Genomic DNA, 20,176 nt, shown 5'->3' on the forward strand with positions numbered 1-20,176 from the left:
GCAAAGGCATTGGACTTGGCGAATTCGTAGTTAATGATGTCGTTTGCCCCTCAGACACTGCTAGCATCGGCGCTGGATTTTTTACCAGACCAAGCCGATAAGTTACCCATGCTTGAGACGACAGCAACGCCAAGGAACGCATCGCTGCACCCGCCACTGGATACGCGCTACCAGGTCGAAACCCCCGAGGGCATCGACCTGCCGCTGCGGCCTGCGGGGTTGCTGGTGCGCACCCTGGCCTTCAGTCTCGACCTGGGCATCCGCGGGCTGGTGCTGGGCCTGCTGTTCATCATCCTGGGCTTTTTCGACGAAGTCGGCGTCGGCCTCGGCTCCATCCTGCTGTTCCTCATCAGTTGGTGGTACATGGTGCTGTTCGAGGTGCTGAACCAGGGCCGCTCCCCCGGCAAGCAACTGATGGGGCTGCGAGTGGTGCAGGACGACGGCACCCCGATTGGCTGGAGTGCCTCCCTGACCCGCAACCTGCTGCGCTTTGCCGACATGCTGCCTTTCGGCTATTTCCTCGGCGCCATCAGTTGCCTGCAGCACCCGACCTTCAAACGCCTCGGCGATCTGGCCGCCGGCACCCTGGTGATCTACCGCGAGCAGCCGGTCAAACGCCCCGAACTGCCGCCAGCCGTCCCCCGCAGCGCGCCCTTCGCCCTGAGCCTGAATGAGCAACGGGCGATCCTCGGCTTTGCCGAGCGCCAGGGCCAGCTGTCGGCCGAACGTACCCGGGAACTGGCCGGCATCCTCGCACAACCGCTGCATGTACCCAGTGCCCAGGCCACGGCCGAACTCAATGGCATTGCCCGCGGCTTCCTGGGAACCCCATGAAACAAAGCCTTTTCGAACACCGCCACCAGGCGCAATGGCAACAGTTCGAGCAATTGCTCGAGCGTCTGGAACATGGCCGGGCCAAAGCCGAGGAATGCCAGAGCTTCGTCCAGGACTACCGGCGCCTGTGCCAGCACCTGGCCCTGGCCGAAGAACGCGGCTACAGCAGCTACCTGATCGATCCGCTGCAACAACTGGCCCTGCGCGGCCACCAGCAGCTGTACCGACAGCGCAGCGCCTTCGGGGCCAATCTATTGAGTTTCGTGCTGGCCGGTTTCCCCCGCCTGGTGCGTCAGGAGTGGCGCCTGGTGCTGCTGGCCAGCCTGCTGTTCTTCGGCAGCCTGCTGGCCATCGGGGTGCTGGTGTACCTGTTTCCCGATCTGATCTACAGCCTGGTGAGCCCGCAGCAAGTCAGCGAGATGCAGAGCATGTACGACCCTACCGCCGGGCGCCTGGGGCGGGCCGCCGAACGGGCCTCGAGCGAAGACTGGGTGATGTTCGGCTACTACATCATGCACAACATCGGGATCGCCTTTCAGACCTTTGCCAGCGGCCTGCTGTTCGGCGTGGGCAGTGTGTTCTTCCTGTTTTTCAACGGCCTGATGATCGGCGCCATTGCCGGCCACCTGACCCAGATCGGCTTCGGCCAGACCTTCTGGCCGTTCGTGATCGGCCACGGCGCCTTTGAACTCAGCGCCATTGCCCTGTCTGGCGCCGCCGGGCTGAAGCTTGGCTGGGCGTTGATCGCGCCGGGCCGCCTGACCCGCGGCGAAGCCCTGCTGCAAGCCGCGCGCGTCAGCGTGCAACTGATCTACGGCGTCATCGGCTTCTTGCTGATCGCCGCCTTTGTCGAAGCCTACTGGTCCTCCATGACCTGGCCGGCCGCCTGGGTCAAATACAGCGTCGGCAGTGCCCTTTGGGGCCTGGTGGCGGCCTACCTGACCCTGGCCGGACGTGAATCCCATGCGCCTGAGTGATGCCAGCGTGGTGATCCGCCCCCGCAGCGCCTGGGAGGCCATGGACCTGGGCGTACTACTGAGCCAGCGTCATCGGCGCTTGCTGATGACCAGTTGGGCCATCGTCAGCCTGCCAGTGTTCGCCCTGCTGAGCCTGCTGCTCTGGGAATCGCCGTCGCTGGCGATCCTGCTGTTCTGGTGGCTGAAGCCGGCCTTCGAACGCCTGCCGCTGTTTATTCTGTCTAAAGCCCTGTTCGGCGAAACACCCAGCCTGGGGCAAGCGCTGAAACAATGGCCTCGCCTGCTCAAGCCGCAACTGCTGGCCAGCCTGACCTGGCGCCGCTTCAGCATGAGCCGCAGCTTCACCCTGCCGGTGGTACAACTTGAAGGCCTGAGCGCCGACGCCCGGCAACAACGCCTGGCGGTGCTGCTACAGAAAAATGCCGGTGCCGCGCGCTGGCTGACCCTGATTGGCATGCACCTGGAAGGCGCCCTGTGGATTGGCCTGATGGTGCTGTTCTACCTGCTGCTGCCACAACAGGTCGAAGTGGACTGGAGCTGGCAGAGCCTGATGATCGCCGCCCAACAGGACTGGCTGTGGCTGGAACACCTGACCAACGTCTTCTACGCCCTGGTCCTGGTGATCTGGGAGCCGATCTACGTGGCCTGCGGTTTCAGCCTGTACCTGAACCGACGCACCGAGCTGGAGGCCTGGGACATCGAGCTGGTATTCCGTCGCCTGCGCCAGCGCCTGACCGGTGCCAGCACGCTGCTCTTGCTCGCCGGCCTGCTGCTCCTGGCACCGACCCAACCGCTCTGGGCCGCAGCCCCCAGCAGTTCCGCGGCCGGCCCCGAGACCCCGCGGCTGCTGCAGCAACCGCTGACCAGCAAGGCCTCCTGGGACAGCATCCAGGCCATCCTGGACAAGCCCCCCTTCAAGAACCAGGAGTCGGTCACTCGCTACCGTTTCGGTGACGAGCAAACCCAGAAGAAGGACGCCAAGGGCAAGCCTCCAGGCTGGCTCAAGAACCTGCTGGAAAGCCTCGGCAAGGACAGTTTCGGCGGGGTCGCCAAGGGCCTGGAGATTCTGCTCTGGGGGTTGCTGCTGGCGGCTCTGGGCTGGCTGATCTGGCGCTACCGCGATTGGCTGCAGGCCTTCGTCAGCCGTCGTCCGCTGCCGCGCAAGAAACGCCCCGCGGCCATGCCCCAGCAGTTGTTCGGGCTGGAAGTCAGCAGCGAAACCCTGCCCGCCGATGTCGCTGCCCGCGCCGCTGAACTCTGGGCCAGCCAGCCCCGGGAGGCCCTGGGCCTGCTGTACCGGGCGCTGCTCAGTCGCTTGCTGGAAGACTTCCACCTGCCCCTCAGCGTGGCCGATACCGAAGGCCAGGTGCTGGAGCGCATCAAGGCGCTGCAGCAGCCACAATTGGAGGCTTTCAGCATCAGCCTGACCCGCCACTGGCAGAACATGGCGTACGGTCATCAGGTACCCGGCGCCGACCTGCAACCACAACTGTGCGGCGCCTGGCGCAGCCTGTTCGGCCCCGGAGCACAGCCATGAAGCGCTACCTGTGGGGCGGCCTGGTCCTGCTCCTGGCTCTGGTCCTCGGGGCCGGCGGCTATTACCTGTATCGCCATGCCACGCCCTATCAGGAATTGGTCGATCACGGCCCCTCCCCCGAGGCCCGGGCCAACCCCTACCTGGCGGCCGAGATGTTCCTGCGTGAACGTGGCCTCAAGGTGCAACACGCCAATGGCCTGGACGTCCTGGCCAGCTTGCCCCCGGCCGGCAACAGCCTGTTGCTGCTGGGGGAGCGCTCGAACATGAGCCCGCCCCAGGTCGACCAGCTCCTGGAGTGGGCCCGCGCCGGCGGCCGCCTGCTCTTCGTCGCCGAGGCCCTGTGGGACGAGGACAGCCAGAAGAGCGGCGACCTGCTGCTGGACCGGGTGCAGATCCACCAGCAGCTCAGCCAGGACCTTGACGAGCCACCGGAGCCGGAAGCCGACGATGCCTATCCGAAGCTGACCAAGGTCTACCTGGAAGACGAACAGGCTCCGGCCTACATCAGTTTCGACACCGACTTCCACCTGGACGACCCGCAAAGCCTGGCGCAGTCCTGGGCCAACAGCGGCGTGGCGACCCACATGATCCAGCTTGAATACGGCAAGGGCGCGGTCATCGTGCTCACCGATGCCGATATCTGGAAAGCCCCCGCCATCGGCCTGTACGACAACGCCTGGCTGCTGTGGTACCTCAATACCGATAGCGCTGTGACGCTGCTGTTCAATACCGATCACCCGGACCTCTGGCAGTTGCTCTGGCGCTATTTCCCCCAGGCGCTGGTAGCCCTGGCCCTGCTGCTCGGCCTGTGGCTCTGGCAGGCCGGCATGCGCCACGGGCCGTTGCTGGCTCCAGCCCCCAAGGCGCGGCGCCAACTGCGTGAACACCTGCGGGCCAGTGCCGACTTCCTGCTGCGCCATGCTGGCCAGGGTGCGTTGCTGCAGGCCCTGCAACTGGATATCCGGCGCCGTGCACGGCGCCGTCACCCGGGCTTCGAGCAATTGCCGGCCGAGGCCCAGTGGGACGTGCTGGCCCTGCTCAGCCAACAACCTGTCGAGGCCATTCGACAGGCCCTGCAACCCTTGTCCGGACAGCGCCTTTCCAGCGTTGATTTCAGCCACCAGGTCGCCCGCCTGCAAACTCTCAGGAATGCCCTATGAGCGAACAACCGATCGAATTCCCCGAGCCTTCCGAGGCTCCACAGCCTCAGGTCCATGCTGCCCAGCAGCGCCAGCGGGCCAGCCAGCTGGCTCAGGCGGTGCGCCTGGAACTGCAGAAGGCGGTGATCGGCCAGGAAGCGGTCATCGATGATGTGCTGACCGCCCTGATCGCTGGCGGCCATGTGCTGCTCGAAGGCGTACCCGGGCTCGGCAAGACCCTGCTGGTACGAGCCCTGGCCCGCTGCTTTGGCGGCGAGTTCGCGCGCATCCAGTTCACCCCCGACCTGATGCCCAGCGACGTCACCGGGCATGCGGTATACGACCTGCAGACCGAGCAGTTCAAGCTGCGCAAGGGCCCGCTGTTCACCAACCTGCTGCTGGCGGACGAGATCAACCGCGCGCCGGCCAAGACCCAGGCCGCCCTGCTGGAAGCCATGCAGGAACGTCAGGTCACCCTCGAAGGCCGAGCGCTGCCCATCGCCCAGCCGTTCATGGTCCTGGCTACCCAGAACCCCATCGAACAGGAAGGCACCTACCCGCTGCCGGAGGCCGAGCTGGATCGCTTCATGCTCAAGCTGCGCATGGACTACCCGGATGCCGAACAAGAACTGACCATGGTCCGCCAGGTGACGCGCTCGACCCGCGCCGACATGCTCGACGTACAGCCTCTGCGCACCGTACTCCAGGCCAAGGACGTACTGGCCCTGCAGCGCATCGCCAGCGAACTGCCCCTGGACGAGCAGGTGCTCGATTATGCCGTGCGCCTGGCCCGGGCCACCCGCAGTTGGCCAGGCCTGACCCTGGGCGCCGGCCCCCGCGCCTCCATTGCCCTGGTACGCGGCGCTCGTGCCCGGGCCCTGCTGCGTGGCGGCGAATTCGTGATTCCCGATGACATAAAGGGCTGCGCCATGGCCGTGCTGCGGCATCGAGTACGGGTCGCCCCGGAGCTGGACATCGAAGGCCTGTCGGTGGAACAGGTGCTCAAGCAGATGCTCGAACAGATTCCGGCACCGCGCCTGTGAGCCGCCCACGCCAATGAAGCCGACCCGTCTGCTGTTGATCTGGCTGGGTACTTTGACCGGCCTGTACACCCTGCTCGGCGCCGCCCGCGCCCTGGGCAGCGAGGCCCTGCCGCGCCTGGACTCGATTGCCTGGGGCCTGCTGCTGGCGTTGTTGCTGCTGGCATTGCTGGACGCCCTGCGCCTGCTGCGCGTGGCCTCGCCGCAGATCCAGCGCCAGCTACCCGGCAGCCTGCCCCTGGGCCGCTGGAGCGAGGTGCAACTGGAGATCCTGCACGACTACCGGCAACCACTGGATGTGCAACTGTTCGACCACCCGCCCCAGGGCCTGGGCTTCGAGCACCTGCCGCAGTCCACGCGCCTGGAGCCGGGGCAGGTCAGCCGGATCGGCTATAACGTGCGCCCACTGCAGCGCGGCCACTTCAATTTCGACCAGTGCGAAGTCAGCCTGCCCAGCCCTCTCGGATTATGGAGCGCCAGGCGCCTGCTCAAGGTGCACGACAGCACCCGGGTCTACCCGGACTTCGCCCGGCTCTACGGCGCGCAATTGCTGGCGGTGGACAACTGGCTCAGCCAACTCGGTGTGCGCCAGCGACAACGCCGCGGCCTGGGCCTGGAGTTCAACCAACTGCGGGAGTTTCGCGAAGGCGACAGCCTGCGGCAGATCGATTGGAAGGCCACGGCCCGCCAACGCGCGCCCATCGTCCGGGAGTACCAGGACGAACGCGACCAGCAGATCATCTTCATGCTCGACTGCGGGCGCCGCATGCGCAGCCAGGATGGCGAGCTGGCGCACTTCGACCACGCCCTCAATGCCTGCCTGCTGCTGAGCTATGTCGCCCTGCGCCAGGGCGATGCGGTGGGCCTGTACAGCTTTGCCGGGGAACGCTCGCGCTACCTTGCACCGGTCAAGGGCTCGGCCCAGTTGAGCGTGCTGCTCAATGGCGTCTACGACCTGGACACCAGCCAGCGCCCCGCCGATTACCAGGCCGCCGCCAGCGAGCTGCTGGCGCGGCAGAAACGCCGGGCACTGGTGGTGCTGATTACCAACCTGCGGGACGAGGATGACCAGGAACTGCTGACGGCGGTCAAGCGCATCGGCCGCCAGCATCGGGTGCTGGTGGCCAGCCTGCGCGAAGAGGTGCTCGACCAGTTGCGCCAGAGCCCGGTGCAAACCCTGCCCGAAGCCCTGGCCTACAGCGCGACGGTGAACTACCTGAACAGCCGCGCCGAGCTGCACGAACGCCTGAGCGCCCACGGCGTCGCCCTGCTCGACGCCCGCCCGGGAGAACTGGGGGCCGAACTGGTCAGCCGCTATCTGAGCTGGAAGAAAGCCGGCAGCCTGTAGCTGCTGCCGAGCGCCTCAGGCCGAGGTCTGCAACGGGTGAAAGCTGAAGTAATGACGCAACGCCTGCTCCAGCTCGACAAACTCCGCACCGGCCCGCAACAGGCTGAAACCGCTGTCGTAGTGGTGCGGCGTCAGGTCCTCATGGCACCAGAGGCAGCAGGCGCTGAAGTCGATGAACTGCACCTGGCCGTCACCGCCGGGGACTTTCACCCGCAAGTCGAATTCGGCACCGATCAGCATCGGCAACTGGCTGATCAGCATCAGCCCGTCGGCCGACAGGTTGCCAAGGAAACCCACCGGCTTGTCGGTGAAACGATTGAATACTTTTAAAAAGGACGGCAGTTGGTGCCGCTCGATCCGAGGTTCCATGAACATGCTGGGTATCGCTATGAAAGGTCATTAAGCATGACCGCACTAGTGCTTCGGAACAGGCCCTGAATCGGCCCGCCCTCCCGGATTCGATGCGCGAGGAAGACTGCCAGAAGGATTCCAACGCCACTGCCACCAGCCGGGCCGGGGCAGTTTTCGAACAGCCTGTGCAGATGTTAGCTCAAGCACGAGGGGCAATTACACCGCCCCCTAGTGAATCTCTTTTACAACGCCGTGCGACGAACTTGAGCGGCGCCATTTGCCGGGTAGTGCCCCAACTGTTGCAGGGTATCCAGGCGAGCCCGGGCGCGAAACGCGTACTCGCTGGTGGGGTACTGGGTAATGATGAACTGGTAGGTCTGCGCGGCATCGACGAACAACTTCTGGCGCTCCAGGCATTGCCCGCGCAGCATCGACACTTCCGGCTGGATATAGCGACGGGCACGGCTGTCACGGTCGACCTGGCTCAACTCGAGCATCACGCTCTCGCAGTTGCCGCGGTCATAAGCGCGGTAGGCGTTATTCAAATGATGGTCCATGGACCAGCGGGTACAGCCGACAACACTGACGGCCAGGGCAGCAATGAGTACGAATCGCATGGGGTATCTCCTGTCTTGTGCAGTGTATCGACTCATCGGCAAAAATCTTCAAGGTTGTTGCGGTAAACAAACAAAGCAATAAGTAGTGCAAACGAACAATGACTACAACTTCGGAGCATAGTAGCCTCTCGTTGCGCTTGAACTCAGGAGTCCGTGCATGTCCGTTCGTCGTACCAAAATCGTTGCCACCCTTGGCCCGGCCAGTAACTCGCCGGAAGTTCTCGAACAGCTGATTCTCGCGGGCCTGGATGTTGCCCGTCTGAACTTCTCCCACGGCACTCCGGACGAGCACAAGGCTCGCGCCAAACTGGTCCGCGACCTGGCAGCCAAGCACGGCCGCTTCGTGGCCATCCTCGGCGACCTGCAGGGCCCGAAGATCCGCATCGCCAAATTCGCCAACAAGCGCATCGAGCTGAAGATCGGTGACAAGTTCACCTTCTCCACCAGCCATCCGCTGACCGAAGGCACCCAGGATATCGTCGGCATCGACTACCCGGATCTGGTCAAGGACTGCGGTGTGGGCGACGAGCTGCTGCTGGACGACGGCCGCGTGGTGATGCGTGTGGAAACCGCCACCGCCACCGAATTGCATTGCGTGGTGACCATCGGCGGCCCGCTGTCCGACCACAAGGGCATCAACCGTCGTGGTGGTGGCCTGACCGCTCCGGCCCTGACCGAGAAAGACAAGGCCGATATCAAGCTCGCGGCCGAGATGGAAGTCGATTACCTGGCCGTGTCCTTCCCACGGGACGCCGCCGACATGGAATACGCGCGCAAGCTGCGTGACGAAGCCGGTGGTACTGCCTGGCTGGTAGCGAAGATCGAACGCGCCGAAGCGGTGGCCGACGACGAAACCCTCGACGGCCTGATCAAGGCCAGCGACGCGGTCATGGTTGCCCGTGGCGACCTGGGCGTGGAAATCGGCGACGCCGAGCTGGTGGGCATCCAGAAGAAAATCATTCTGCACGCCCGTCGCCACAACAAGGCGGTGATCGTTGCGACCCAGATGATGGAGTCGATGATCCAGAACCCGATGCCGACCCGCGCCGAAGTGTCCGACGTGGCCAACGCCGTGCTCGACTACACCGATGCGGTGATGCTCTCGGCGGAAAGCGCCGCCGGTGCCTACCCGCTGGAAGCGGTGCAGGCCATGGCGCGGATCTGCGTCGGTGCGGAAAAGCACCCCACCAGCAAGACCTCCAGCCACCGCATGGGCAAGGTGTTCGAAAGCTGCGACCAGAGCATCGCCCTGGCTGCCATGTACACCGCCAACCACTTCCCGGGCGTGAAGGCGATCATCGCCCTGACCGAAAGTGGCTACACCCCGCTGATCATGTCGCGCATCCGCTCCTCGGTGCCGATCTACGCCTACTCCCCGCACCGCGAAACCCAGGCTCGCGCAGCCATGTTCCGTGGCGTCTACACCATCCCGTTCGACCCGGCTTCCCTGCCGCCCGAGCAGGTCAGCCAGGCAGCGATCGATGAGCTGCTCAAGCGCGGTGTCGTAGAGAAAGGCGACTGGGTGATTCTCACCAAGGGCGACAGCTACCACACCACCGGCGGCACCAACGGCATGAAGATCCTGCACGTGGGCGACCCGATGGTCTGAGTCTTCGCCTTGCTGAACAAAAAGCCCCGGTGCCGAAAACACCGGGGCTTTTTCATGCCCGCGTGAAACCGCTTTCCAGGGTCTCAGCCCTTGCTGAGAAACCCGGACAACGCGGCGATGGCTTCCGGGGACTGCAGGCGCCGGGTGAATTCCACGCCCTCTTGCTCAATGACCTGGCGCAGTTGCTCGCGGCCCGGCGCCTTCATCAGGCGCTTGCTCACCTGCACCGCTTCGGGCGCCAACTGGCTGAAACGCAAGGCCGCCTCCCGGGCCTTGGCCAAGGTGGCCACACCATCCCCCAGGGCGGCGCTGGCAATCCCCCAGGCGGCGGCCTGTTCGCCACTGAAGCCTTCGCCCAGCAACAGCAACTCCGCCGCCTTGGCCTGCCCCAGCAAGCGCGGCAGGATCAGGCTCGAACCAAATTCCGGGCACAGCCCCAGGTTGACGAACGGCATGCGCAGCCGTGCATCGCGACTGACATAGACCAGATCGCAATGCAGCAGCATCGTGGTGCCGATGCCTACTGCCGCGCCGGCCACTGCGGCCACCACCGGCTTGCGACATTGCACAAGGCTGCGCATGAAGCGAAACACCGGGCTGTCGAGGTCCCGGGGCGGTTGCTGGAGGAAGTCGGCGATGTCATTGCCGGCGGTAAAGCATTCGCTGCTGCCGCAGATCATCACGGCGTTGATCTCGGGATCGCCATCGGCCTCGCTCAGGGCGTCGGCCAGGCGAGCGTACATGGCGCGGGTCAAGGCGTTTTTCTTGTCGGGACGGTTCAGGCGCAGGGTCAGCAGCCCGCCCTCACGTTGCAACTCGATGGCATCGGTCATGGGGATCTCGCTCTGGAAGAATCAGCGCTCAACCGCGGGGCAGGAACACATCGGCCAGCAGTTGATTGCGCGGCAGCCCCGCCAGGTACAGGCGCCGGGCGAAGGCTTCGACACTGTCAGGGTGACCGCAGAGTAAGGCCTGGGTTTGCCGGGAAACAAGCCGCAGTTGCGCCAAAGCGGCTGTCAGCTCGGCCCCGGTCCACAGCTCGACGGACAGCTGGGCCCGGTTCGCCGCCAGGGCCGCCAGGGGTTTGGCCAGGTAATGCTCACTGCTGTCATGGGCCAGGTGAATGATACGGATAGGGCCCTGGTGATCCTGGCGCAAGGCCTCGCGCAGTATGCCGAACAGCGGCGCCAGGCCGGTTCCCGCGGCCAGTAGCCAGAGTGGGCGCTGCTGCCAGTCCGGATCGTAGTGCAAGGCGCCGCCCCGCAACTCCCCCAGGCGCATCGGGTCGCCCAATTGCAACTGGCGCGCCGCATCGCTGAACTGGCCCGGATGCCGGCAATCCAGGTGGAACTCCAGAAAGCGGTCGTCTTCCGGCAGGCTGGCCAGGGAATAAGGCCGGGCGATCTGGCCGGCGGCCCACAGCACCAGATGCTGGCCGGCGCGGTAACGCAAGGGCCGCTGCGGCTGCAGGCGCAGGCGCAGGACCGAGCTCGACAACCAGTCCAGGCCGCTCACCGTCGCAGGCAGGCCATCACGCACAGGGTCGAAGGTCTCGACGTGCAGGTCCTCCACCACCTGGCACTGGCAAGCCAGGCGCCAGCCGAGCCGGCGCTGTTCGTCGCTCAAGGCATCCGGCCGGCTATCGCTGGGCAAGCCCTGGACACAATGCACCAGGCAGGCATGGCAACTACCGGCGCGGCAACTGTAGGGCACCGTCACGCCAGCCTGATTCAGGGCATCCAGCAGGTTGCTTCCAGGCGCCACCGGCCAGCACCGGCTGCCAACGGTCAATTCAGGCATCGAGGTTTTCCCAGGCTGCAGAGCAACGATTGCGACCGTCGCGTTTGGCCCGATACAGCGCCTGATCGGCGCGTTGCAGGGCATGGTCCAGATCGTCGCCGGCCCGCAGCAGGGTCATCCCCGCCGACAGGCTCAGGTCTCGTACGTTAAGGCCCACCAGTTGCACTTCGGTGAACGCCAGGCGCAAACGCTCGCAGCAGGAGGTCAGGCGCTCGGCGTCACACTCGGGCAGCAGTACCACGAATTCCTCGCCACCGTAACGGGCCAATACGTCACCATCGCGCAGGCAAGCCGTGGCCACCGCGGCGAAGGCCTGCAGTACCTGGTCGCCGGCAGCATGGCCGTGGAGATCGTTGATGCGCTTGAAATGATCCAGGTCGATCAGCGCCAGCCCATGCACTTGCTCCTGATCCATGGCTTGCAGCTCGCGGCTGGCAATGCGCAGGAAATGCCGGCGGTTGAACAGGCCGGTCAGTTCATCGGTGGCTACCAGGTCCTCCAGCTGTCGCATCATGCCTCGCAGCGTGTCCTGATGGGCCTGCAAGGCAAAGCGCCGCTGGCGCATGCGTGAGCGCGAAGCCTGGACATAGGCGGCATACAGGCACATCCACACCAGCATCACCAGCAGCACGCAGACCTGCAGTGCGGCCAGTTGCGGATCACCGAGGAGCAGGCGATAGCCGTCCCACAGGTTGACCGCGGCAAAGCAAAAGAAGATCAGCGCCGCGCTGCGCAGATAGGCCCGGCGGGAGAGGTGAAACAGGCCGAACAGCAACGGCAGCAGGTAGAACACCAGGAACACCCCGCGGGCCTGATCCAGATGGGCCATCAGCCAGGTCTGCCAGGCGATGCCCAGCACCACCTGGACTTCGGTCAGGCTGGGGTCGGCGAACTGCAGGTTGCGTCCGCTGACGAACACCCAGCACAGCAGCGCCTGGCTGGCCAGCACCAGGCCAGTGCCCAGCAGCGCGCTGCCGCTCGAAGCACGGGAATGCCCCGTGACGACGGCCAGCCAGAACAGCAGCAGGATCAGTGCGTAAGTGCCCGCGGCAATGGCGAAGCGCTTGAATAACAGGCTCTGGATGGCTTTATGGGTCAATCGTTGACTCACCGTGAGAAAGGAGGCTTAAAGAGTTTCCTACCCTGCAGGCCACTTGCCACTTTAGTGCTGAGCCCGGCAAATGACTATTCAAATTTAAAACCCCGTCGCCAGGTTTCAGCGCCGACTCAGGCAAGAACAGTGCCCATCCGATGGGCGACTTTGGTTGGCCCGGCCGGCGGGTGTACCCAACCCCCAGGCGAGGTATACTGCCGCGCCTTTTTAGCGTCGCGCCAGTTGTCTGTCCGGCGTGCCTTAGAAGGTGCCTGCATCCGACCGATGCACCCAAGTGCAGGCACCTTATTAAATGTTCCCGTCTTTTAGAGGAGCGCGACTCATGACCGTGATCAAGCAAGACGACCTGATTCAGAGCGTTGCCGACGCCCTGCAGTTCATTTCCTACTACCACCCCGTGGACTTCATCCAGGCGATGCACGAGGCCTACCTGCGGGAAGAATCGCCGGCTGCCCGTGATTCCATAGCGCAGATCCTGATCAACTCGCGCATGTGTGCCACCGGCCACCGGCCGATCTGCCAGGACACCGGCATCGTCACGGTATTCGTGCGCGTGGGCATGGACGTGCGCTGGGACGGCGCCACCATGAGCCTGGACGACATGATCAACGAGGGCGTGCGTCGCGCCTACAACCTGCCGGAAAACGTCCTGCGCGCCTCCATCCTGGCCGACCCGGCAGGTAGCAGGAAAAACACCAAGGACAACACCCCCGCGGTGATCCACTACTCCATCGTCCCGGGCAACACCGTGGAAGTGGACGTGGCGGCCAAGGGCGGCGGCTCCGAGAACAAATCGAAGATGGCCATGCTCAACCCGTCCGACTCGATCGTCGACTGGGTACTCAAGACCGTTCCGACCATGGGCGCCGGCTGGTGCCCACCGGGCATGCTAGGCATCGGTATCGGCGGCACCGCCGAGAAAGCGGCAGTGATGGCCAAGGAAGTGTTGATGGAATCCATCGACATCCACGAGCTCAAGGCCCGTGGCCCGCAGAACCGCATCGAAGAGATCCGCCTGGAGCTGTTCGAGAAGGTCAACCAGCTGGGCATCGGCGCCCAGGGCCTCGGTGGCCTGACCACCGTGCTCGACGTGAAGATCATGGACTACCCGACCCACGCCGCTTCCCTGCCGGTGTGCATGATCCCCAACTGCGCCGCCACCCGTCACGCGCACTTCGTACTGGATGGCTCCGGCCCGGCGAGCCTGGAAGCGCCACCGCTGGACGCCTACCCGGAAATCGTCTGGGAAGCCGGCCCGTCGGCCCGTCGGGTCAACCTCGACACCCTGACCCCGGAAGAAGTGCAAAGCTGGAAGCCGGGCGAAACCGTACTGCTCAACGGCAAGATGCTCACCGGCCGCGACGCTGCGCACAAACGCATGGTCGAGATGCTGAACAAAGGCGAAACCCTGCCGGTGGACCTCAAGGGTCGCTTCATCTACTACGTCGGCCCGGTCGATCCGGTCGGTGACGAAGTGGTCGGCCCGGCTGGCCCGACCACCGCCACGCGGATGGACAAGTTCACCCGCCAGATCCTCGAGCAGACCGGCCTGCTGGGCATGATCGGCAAGTCCGAGCGCGGCCCGACCGCGATCGAAGCGATCAAGGACAACAAGGCCGTGTACCTGATGGCCGTCGGCGGTGCTGCCTACCTGGTAGCCCAGGCGATCAAGAAGTCCAAGGTCCTGGCCTTTGCCGAACTGGGCATGGAAGCGATCTACGAATTCGAGGTCAAGGACATGCCGGTGACCGTCGCCGTCGACAGCAAGGGCGAGTCGGTGCACATCACAGGTCCCGCCATCTGGCAGAAGAAGATCAGTGACAGCCTGGCGGTAGAAGTGCAGTAAGCCCTTCCTCCGTTCGGCCCAGGCGGCGGTGCTGTTCATTGAATGGCCCGCCGCTTTTTTTATGCACCGCCCTTTCCCGACACTGTCCGCGATCAACGTTAGCCCCGGCGCTCATGCTATCGTTCCCGCCCCCATTGCAGCCTGCCCCGACTCATGGCCCAGATCTCTCGCCCCCTCCGCTTGACGTTCTATATCCTGGTGATTCTTGCTGGCACCGTGCTCAGCGCCGGCCTGGCCATGCGCCATGCAGAACGGCAGACGCTGGTGGAGGAAGCCGCCCGTGCCAATGAGCAGTTGGGGCTGTATGCCAACTCGCTGCATACCCTGATCGAACGCTATCGCGCCCTGCCGGCGGTCCTGGCCCTGGACCCGGAACTGCGCGCGGCGCTGCAGGGGCCGGTGGCCACCGAAACCCAGGACGCATTGAACCGCAAGCTGGAAAAGATCAATGGCGCGGCCCGCTCCTCGACCCTGGAGCTGCTGAACCATGAGGGCCTGGCCGTGGCCGCCAGCAACTGGCGCCTGCCCAGCAGCTACGTGGGCCACAACTACGGCTTTCGCCCCTACTTCAAGCAGACCCGCAGCCAGGGCAGCGGGCGCTTCTACGCGGTGGGCGTGACCAGCGGCATCCCGGGGTATTTCCTGGCCAGCGCAGTCAAGGCCGACAACCAGGACTTCCTCGGGGCCATGGTGGTGAAGCTGGAATTCCCCGAGCTGGAACATGAATGGAGCCAGGGCAACGACACCCTGCTGGTCAGCGATGCCCGGGGCATTGTGTTCATCGCCAACCAGCCAGGCTGGCGCTACCGGCACTTGCAGCCGCTGTCGAGCAACGACCTGGAAGAAATCAAGCTCACCCGCCAGTACGACAAACAGCCCCTGACCCCGCTGCAGCACCAGACGCTGCAACGCTTTGACGACAACAGCAGCCTGGCCCGGGTCGAAGGCCCCGAGGGCCGCGCCAGCTACCTCTGGGAGTCCCTGCCGTTGGCCGCCGAAGGCTGGACCCTGCACCTGCTGCGCAAACCGCCGAATGCCTTCGAGGAAACCCGCAATGCCGGGCTTGCCGCCGCCGGTGCCTGGCTGACCCTGGTGTTCCTGCTGCTGTTCCTCAACCAGCGCTGGCGCCTGGGGAAAGTCCGCCAGCGCAATCGCCAGGAGCTGGAGCAACTGGTGGAGGAACGTACCCGCGATCTGCGCACCGCCCAGGAAGGCCTGGTGCAATCGGCCAAGCTCGCGGCCCTGGGGCAGATGTCCGCCGCCCTGGCCCACGAAATCAACCAGCCCCTGACCACCCAGCGCATGCAGCTGGCAACCCTCAGGCTGTTGCTGGATCACGGCAGGGTGGACGAAGCCTACAAAGCCCTGCGCCCACTGGACGACATGCTGACCCGCATGGCCGCCCTCACCAGCCATCTCAAGACCTTCGCCCGCAAGAGCCCCAGTGGCCTGCGAGAACGCCTGGACCTGACCGCTGTGGTGGACCAGTCGCTGCACTTGCTGGAAGCCCGGCTGCGTGCTGAAGACGTCGAAGTGGTGCTGCAACTGACCCGCCCAGCCTGGGTCCGGGGCGACGCCATCCGCCTGGAACAGGTGCTGATCAACCTGCTGCGCAATGCCCTGGACGCCATGCAGGACAAACCGCACAAGCGCCTGGAGATCAGTCTCGAAGCCGAAGACCAGCTCTGGCAACTGCGGGTGGCCGACAACGGCGGCGGCATTGCCGAGGAACACTTGCTGAGCGTCTTCGATCCATTCTTCACCACCAAACCGGTGGGTGATGGCCTGGGGCTGGGGCTGGCGGTGTCCTATGCCATAGTCCACGAGCTGGGTGGCCGCCTGAGCGTGGCCAACCAGGAGCAAGGGGCGGTGTTCACCCTGAGCCTGCCCATCGACCTGGAGGCCCATATCCAATGCTGAACTCAGTGATCGTGGTGGACGACGAAGCCAGCATCCGTACCGCCGTCGAGCAGTGGCTGAGCCTGTCGGGCTTCGAGGTCCAGCTGTTCAGCCGGGCCGAGGACTGTCTGGCGCAACTGCCGAAGAACTTTCCCGGGGTGATCCTCAGTGATGTGCGCATGCCCGGCATCAGTGGCCTGGAACTGCTGGCCCAGGTCCAGCGCCTGGACCCGGACCTGCCGATCATCCTGCTCACAGGCCACGGCGATGTGCCCATGGCGGTGGAAGCCATGCGCGACGGGGCCTACGACTTCCTGGAAAAACCCTTCAGCCCCGACACCCTGCTCAGCAGCCTGCGCCGGGCCCTGGACAAGCGCCGCCTGGTCCTGGAAAACCGCCGCCTGCACCAACAGGCCGACAGCCGGGCCAAGCTCGACGCCACCTTGCTGGGGGTCTCCAGGGCCTTGCAGACCCTGCGCCGCCAGGTACTGGAACTGGCAGCCCTGCCGGTCAACGTGCTGATCCGCGGCGAGACCGGCAGCGGCAAAGAACTGATTGCCCGCTGCCTGCACGACTTCGGCCCGCGGGCCGGCAAGCCCTTCGTCGCCCTGAACTGCGCGGCGATCCCCGAGCAGTTGTTCGAGGCCGAGCTGTTCGGCCATGAAAGCGGCGCCTTCACCGGCGCCCAGGGCAAACGCATCGGCAAGCTGGAATACGCCGACGGCGGCACGCTGTTTCTCGACGAGATCGAAAGCATGCCCCTGGCCCAGCAGGTCAAGCTGCTGCGGGTGTTGCAGGAGCAGAAGCTGGAACGCCTGGGTTCCAACCAGAGCATCAAGGTCGACCTGCGGATCATCGCCGCCACCAAGCCCGACCTGCTGGACGAGGCCCGTGCCGGGCGTTTCCGTGAAGACCTGGCCTACCGCCTGACCGTGGCTGAACTGCGCCTGCCACCATTGCGCGAGCGCCGCGAGGACATCCCACTGCTCTACGAGCACTTTGCCCAGAATGCCGGGGAACGCCTGGGGCGCAGCGTCGCGCCCTTGAGCGGCGCGCAACTGAGCCGCCTGCTCAGCCACGACTGGCCGGGCAACGTGCGCGAGCTGGCCAACGCCGCCGAGCGCCAGGTGCTGGGCCTGGGCGAGCCGGAACCCGACGCCATCGAACCCGGCCAGTCCCTGGCGGCGCAGCAGGAAGCCTTCGAGGCCCAATGCCTGCGCGCGGCCCTGAGCCGGCACAAGGGTGATATCAAGGCGGTGCTCAACGAGCTGCAACTGCCCCGCCGGACTCTTAACGAAAAGATGCAGCGCCATGGACTGACCAGGGAACAGTTCCTCAAGGAGGAGTAACCCCTATAGGACCCGGCTTGCCGGAGAATCAGCCCTCAAGCCCGGCCCCCCATCGACGCCTTCGCCCACATGCCCAGGGGCACGGCCGCTTTCGGCAATTTCCCGCTTACCCGCAAGGTGCCGATAGGCGGATTTCCGCTCATCACTCCCGCCTCCCCCCCTCTAGCCCGGGCTTCTCGCCCTTGGCACAGGTCCTGCTATAGCCCCAGCAGGCTGCGCTCGCGCGCACTCCACAAAAACAATGAATAGAAGGGTCCTTCATGGATATCTCTAATACCCTGCCTGCCGGGTCGGCGGCTGCGCCCGCCACAGAAAAGACCACCGCCAGCCGCCTTAAGTCGATCTTCAGCGGTTCCGTGGGCAACATGGTCGAGTGGTACGACTGGTACGTCTACGCCGCCTTCTCGCTGTACTTCGCCAAAGTCTTCTTCCCCAAGGGCGACACCACTGCCCAACTGCTGAACACCGCCGCGATCTTCGCCGTGGGCTTCCTGATGCGCCCGATCGGTGGCTGGCTGATGGGGCTGTATGCCGACCGCAAAGGGCGTAAGGCCGCCTTGATGGCCTCGGTGCTGCTGATGTGCTTCGGCTCGCTGATCATCGCCCTGACCCCGGGTTACGAAACCATCGGCGTCGGCGCCCCCATCCTGCTGGTGCTGGCGCGCCTGATGCAGGGCCTGTCGGTAGGCGGTGAATACGGTACCTCGGCCACCTACCTCAGCGAGATGGCGACCAAGGAACGTCGTGGCTTCTTCTCCAGCTTCCAGTACGTGACCCTGATCTCCGGCCAGCTCATCGCCCTGGCGGTGCTGATCGTGCTGCAGAACATTCTGACCACCGAGGAACTGCAGTCCTGGGGCTGGCGGATTCCGTTCGGCATCGGTGCCCTCTGCGCCGTGGTAGCCCTGTACCTGCGTCGCGGCATGGAAGAAACCGAGTCCTTCACCAAGAAGAAGGAAAAGCCCAAGGAAAGCCTGATGCGCACCCTGATGCGTCATCCCAAGGAGTTGATGACCGTGGTCGGCCTGACCATGGGCGGCACCCTGGCCTTCTATACCTACACCACCTACATGCAGAAATACCTGGTGAACACTGTCGGCATGAGCATCTCCGACTCCACCACCATTTCCGCCGCCACGCTGTTCCTGTTCATGTGCCTGCAACCGGTGATCGGTGCTCTCTCGGACAAGGTTGGCCGGCGCCCGATCCTGATTGCCTTCGGTATCCTCGGCACCCTGTTCACCGTGCCGATCCTCACCACCCTGCACACCATCCAGACCTGGTGGGGCGCGTTCTTCCTGATCATGGCGGCGCTGATCATCGTCAGCGGCTACACCTCGATCAACGCGGTGGTCAAGGCCGAGCTGTTCCCTACGGAAATCCGCGCCCTGGGCGTGGGCCTGCCGTACGCACTGACCGTGTCGATCTTCGGCGGTACCGCCGAATACATCGCCCTGTGGTTCAAGAGCATCGGCATGGAAACCGGCTACTACTGGTACGTCACCGCCTGCATCGCCTGTTCGCTGCTGGTCTACGCGACCATGAAAGACACCCGCAAGCATTCGCGGATCGAGACTGACTGAAAACAACAACGCCCGGGTGCAAGGCCCGGGCGCTTTTCGCAATCTGTGGGGAAGCTTTCGCCGGCAAGCCGGCTCCTACAGAGGCTGTACAGGTCAGGAAAGTTCGGCTGCGCCCTGGCGCCCATCGCGGTTCTGGGCCCAGGCCGCCCCCACGATCATCACCAGCAGGATTCCCGCCAATACCGCCGACGAGCCGATGGTGCCGAAATCCAGGCCGCCTTTTTCGTGGGGTTTGGTGAGGAAGTCGCCCAAGGTTGCGCCGAACGGCCGGGTCAATACGAAAGCGACCCAGAACAACAGCACCGACGAGAGCCTGGTGAAGTACTTGAGCAGCACCACCACGGCGATGGTCAAGCCGATCAACAGCGCCCCGCCGGCAAAGCCCAGCCCCGAATCGTCCGCCAGGTAGTCGCCGAGGGCGGTGCCCAGGGTGTTGGAAAACAGGATCGCCATCCAATAGAACATCTCGCCGCGAAAGGTCTGGATCTTGTTGACGTTCAGCGAGTCGCCACTCAGACGCCAGAGCGCGAAGATCGCCAGCAGAATACCGATCAGGATCAACGAGCCACTGGCATAGCCCAGGCCCAGGGTGCGGTCCATGAAATCCGACATGGTGGTGCCGGCGGTACTGGTGGAGAGGATCACGATCCAGTACAGCACCGGGTTGTAGGTCTTGGACCACAGCTGGGTGACCAGGGTCAGCAGGAACACACTGATCAGAATCATCGAGCTGATGGCATAACCCACATTCAGGGTCATCGACAGCAGGTCCCCCGCTGTTTCGCCGAGGGTGGTCGCGCAGATTTTCATGACCCAGAAGGCCAGGGTGATCTGGGGTAGCTTGTTCATTCGCAAAGGTGCTCCAAAGGTCGCATTCAAGGCGGCCTGTCTATGGACTGCAGGCCTGCGCGGAGGCTGAACGTCAAGGGGTGAAAAACAGGTAAGGCGCGGATGAAAAAATCGTTGAAATATTTTCTTACAAGCAATCTGCTCAATTAATGATCAGTTAATGCTGGATGCATAGCCTGCTAATGAATCCAAGTGGGTACTTGGCTCTTCTATGCAGTGAGGCTTGAACGCGGTATTTGGCGGCGAGGGCCGACCTAATAAATATCGATAAAGCAGATATTTAT

The 20,176-nt window shown here is 64.3% G+C and carries 17 protein-coding genes; 11 read left to right on the forward strand and 6 right to left on the reverse strand.

Annotation, left to right across the window (positions count from 1 at the left end):
* Positions 1-108 precede the first annotated feature (108 nt).
* Genes PFLCHA0_RS23805 through PFLCHA0_RS23830 form a run of 6 tightly spaced genes read left to right on the forward strand, consistent with a single transcriptional unit; the run spans position 109 to position 6,875 of the window.
* The gene (locus PFLCHA0_RS23805) at positions 109-834 is read left to right on the forward strand and encodes an RDD family protein (protein WP_041752519.1); all 726 of its coding nucleotides are present in this window, start codon (positions 109-111) and stop codon (positions 832-834) included.
* The gene (locus PFLCHA0_RS23810; RefSeq protein WP_015636782.1) at positions 831-1,811 is read left to right on the forward strand and encodes a stage II sporulation protein M; all 981 of its coding nucleotides are present in this window, start codon (positions 831-833) and stop codon (positions 1,809-1,811) included. Before PFLCHA0_RS23805 ends, PFLCHA0_RS23810 begins: the two co-directional genes overlap by 4 nt.
* A complete protein-coding gene (locus PFLCHA0_RS23815; RefSeq protein ID WP_015636783.1) occupies positions 1,798-3,348 on the forward strand; it encodes a DUF4129 domain-containing protein in 1,551 nt (516 codons plus the stop codon). Before PFLCHA0_RS23810 ends, PFLCHA0_RS23815 begins: the two co-directional genes overlap by 14 nt.
* Positions 3,345-4,508: a DUF4350 domain-containing protein gene (locus PFLCHA0_RS23820; RefSeq protein WP_015636784.1), complete on the forward strand. Its 1,164-nt coding sequence runs from the start codon at positions 3,345-3,347 to the stop codon at positions 4,506-4,508. Before PFLCHA0_RS23815 ends, PFLCHA0_RS23820 begins: the two co-directional genes overlap by 4 nt.
* Positions 4,505-5,530 carry an AAA family ATPase gene (locus PFLCHA0_RS23825; RefSeq protein WP_015636785.1) on the forward strand — a complete coding sequence of 342 codons (1,026 nt, stop codon included), beginning with the start codon at positions 4,505-4,507 and terminating at the stop codon, positions 5,528-5,530. Before PFLCHA0_RS23820 ends, PFLCHA0_RS23825 begins: the two co-directional genes overlap by 4 nt.
* 13 nt (positions 5,531-5,543) lie before the next feature.
* Positions 5,544-6,875, forward strand: coding sequence for a DUF58 domain-containing protein (locus PFLCHA0_RS23830; RefSeq protein WP_011063048.1), 1,332 nt, complete (start codon positions 5,544-5,546; stop codon positions 6,873-6,875).
* Positions 6,876-6,890: 15 nt separating this feature from the next.
* On the opposite strand, the gene PFLCHA0_RS23835 is transcribed toward PFLCHA0_RS23830, so the two are convergent.
* Positions 6,891-7,250 (reverse strand): PilZ domain-containing protein, encoded by a 360-nt coding sequence (locus tag PFLCHA0_RS23835; RefSeq protein ID WP_011063049.1) that lies wholly within the window; start codon positions 7,248-7,250, stop codon positions 6,891-6,893.
* A 218-nt stretch (positions 7,251-7,468) separates the two neighbouring features.
* On the reverse strand, positions 7,469-7,843 hold the full coding sequence (locus PFLCHA0_RS23840) for a hypothetical protein (protein ID WP_011063050.1): 375 nt from the start codon (positions 7,841-7,843) through the stop codon (positions 7,469-7,471).
* Positions 7,844-8,000: 157 nt separating this feature from the next.
* On the opposite strand from PFLCHA0_RS23840, the gene pyk reads away from it, so the two are divergent.
* The gene (pyk, locus tag PFLCHA0_RS23845) at positions 8,001-9,452 is read left to right on the forward strand and encodes a pyruvate kinase (RefSeq protein ID WP_011063051.1); all 1,452 of its coding nucleotides are present in this window, start codon (positions 8,001-8,003) and stop codon (positions 9,450-9,452) included.
* 83 nt (positions 9,453-9,535) lie between these two features.
* Here the strand turns inward: pyk and PFLCHA0_RS23850 are convergent, their stop codons facing one another.
* From PFLCHA0_RS23850 to PFLCHA0_RS23860, 3 genes are read right to left on the reverse strand one after another with little or no spacing between them, the layout of a single operon-like run.
* Positions 9,536-10,285 carry an enoyl-CoA hydratase-related protein gene (locus tag PFLCHA0_RS23850; RefSeq protein WP_015636786.1) on the reverse strand — a complete coding sequence of 250 codons (750 nt, stop codon included), beginning with the start codon at positions 10,283-10,285 and terminating at the stop codon, positions 9,536-9,538.
* A gap of 28 nt (positions 10,286-10,313) precedes the next feature.
* Positions 10,314-11,252 (reverse strand): iron-sulfur-binding ferredoxin reductase, encoded by a 939-nt coding sequence (locus PFLCHA0_RS23855; protein WP_011063053.1) that lies wholly within the window; start codon positions 11,250-11,252, stop codon positions 10,314-10,316.
* Positions 11,245-12,351, reverse strand: coding sequence for a GGDEF domain-containing protein (locus PFLCHA0_RS23860; protein WP_041752521.1), 1,107 nt, complete (start codon positions 12,349-12,351; stop codon positions 11,245-11,247). The genes PFLCHA0_RS23855 and PFLCHA0_RS23860 overlap by 8 nt, the downstream gene beginning before the upstream one ends.
* A gap of 337 nt (positions 12,352-12,688) precedes the next feature.
* On the opposite strand from PFLCHA0_RS23860, the gene PFLCHA0_RS23865 reads away from it, so the two are divergent.
* From PFLCHA0_RS23865 to PFLCHA0_RS23880, 4 genes are all read left to right on the forward strand, one after another.
* Positions 12,689-14,212: a fumarate hydratase gene (locus tag PFLCHA0_RS23865; protein WP_011063055.1), complete on the forward strand. Its 1,524-nt coding sequence runs from the start codon at positions 12,689-12,691 to the stop codon at positions 14,210-14,212.
* 153 nt (positions 14,213-14,365) lie between these two features.
* Entirely contained in the window at positions 14,366-16,132 is a 1,767-nt protein-coding gene (locus PFLCHA0_RS23870) for an ATP-binding protein (RefSeq protein WP_011063056.1), read from the forward strand.
* Entirely contained in the window at positions 16,126-17,460 is a 1,335-nt protein-coding gene (locus PFLCHA0_RS23875; RefSeq protein WP_011063057.1) for a sigma-54-dependent transcriptional regulator, read from the forward strand. Before PFLCHA0_RS23870 ends, PFLCHA0_RS23875 begins: the two co-directional genes overlap by 7 nt.
* A 260-nt stretch (positions 17,461-17,720) precedes the next feature.
* The gene (locus PFLCHA0_RS23880) at positions 17,721-19,043 is read left to right on the forward strand and encodes an MFS transporter (RefSeq protein ID WP_011063058.1); all 1,323 of its coding nucleotides are present in this window, start codon (positions 17,721-17,723) and stop codon (positions 19,041-19,043) included.
* 93 nt (positions 19,044-19,136) lie between these two features.
* Here PFLCHA0_RS23880 and PFLCHA0_RS23885 read toward each other — a convergent pair whose 3' ends face one another.
* Complete coding sequence (locus PFLCHA0_RS23885) at positions 19,137-19,892, reverse strand: COG4705 family protein (RefSeq protein WP_015636788.1); 756 nt, start codon at positions 19,890-19,892, stop codon at positions 19,137-19,139.
* Between the last annotated feature and the right edge of the window lie 284 nt (positions 19,893-20,176).

It is taken from the genome of Pseudomonas protegens CHA0, assembly GCF_000397205.1.
Lineage (GTDB): Bacteria > Pseudomonadota > Gammaproteobacteria > Pseudomonadales > Pseudomonadaceae > Aquipseudomonas > Aquipseudomonas protegens.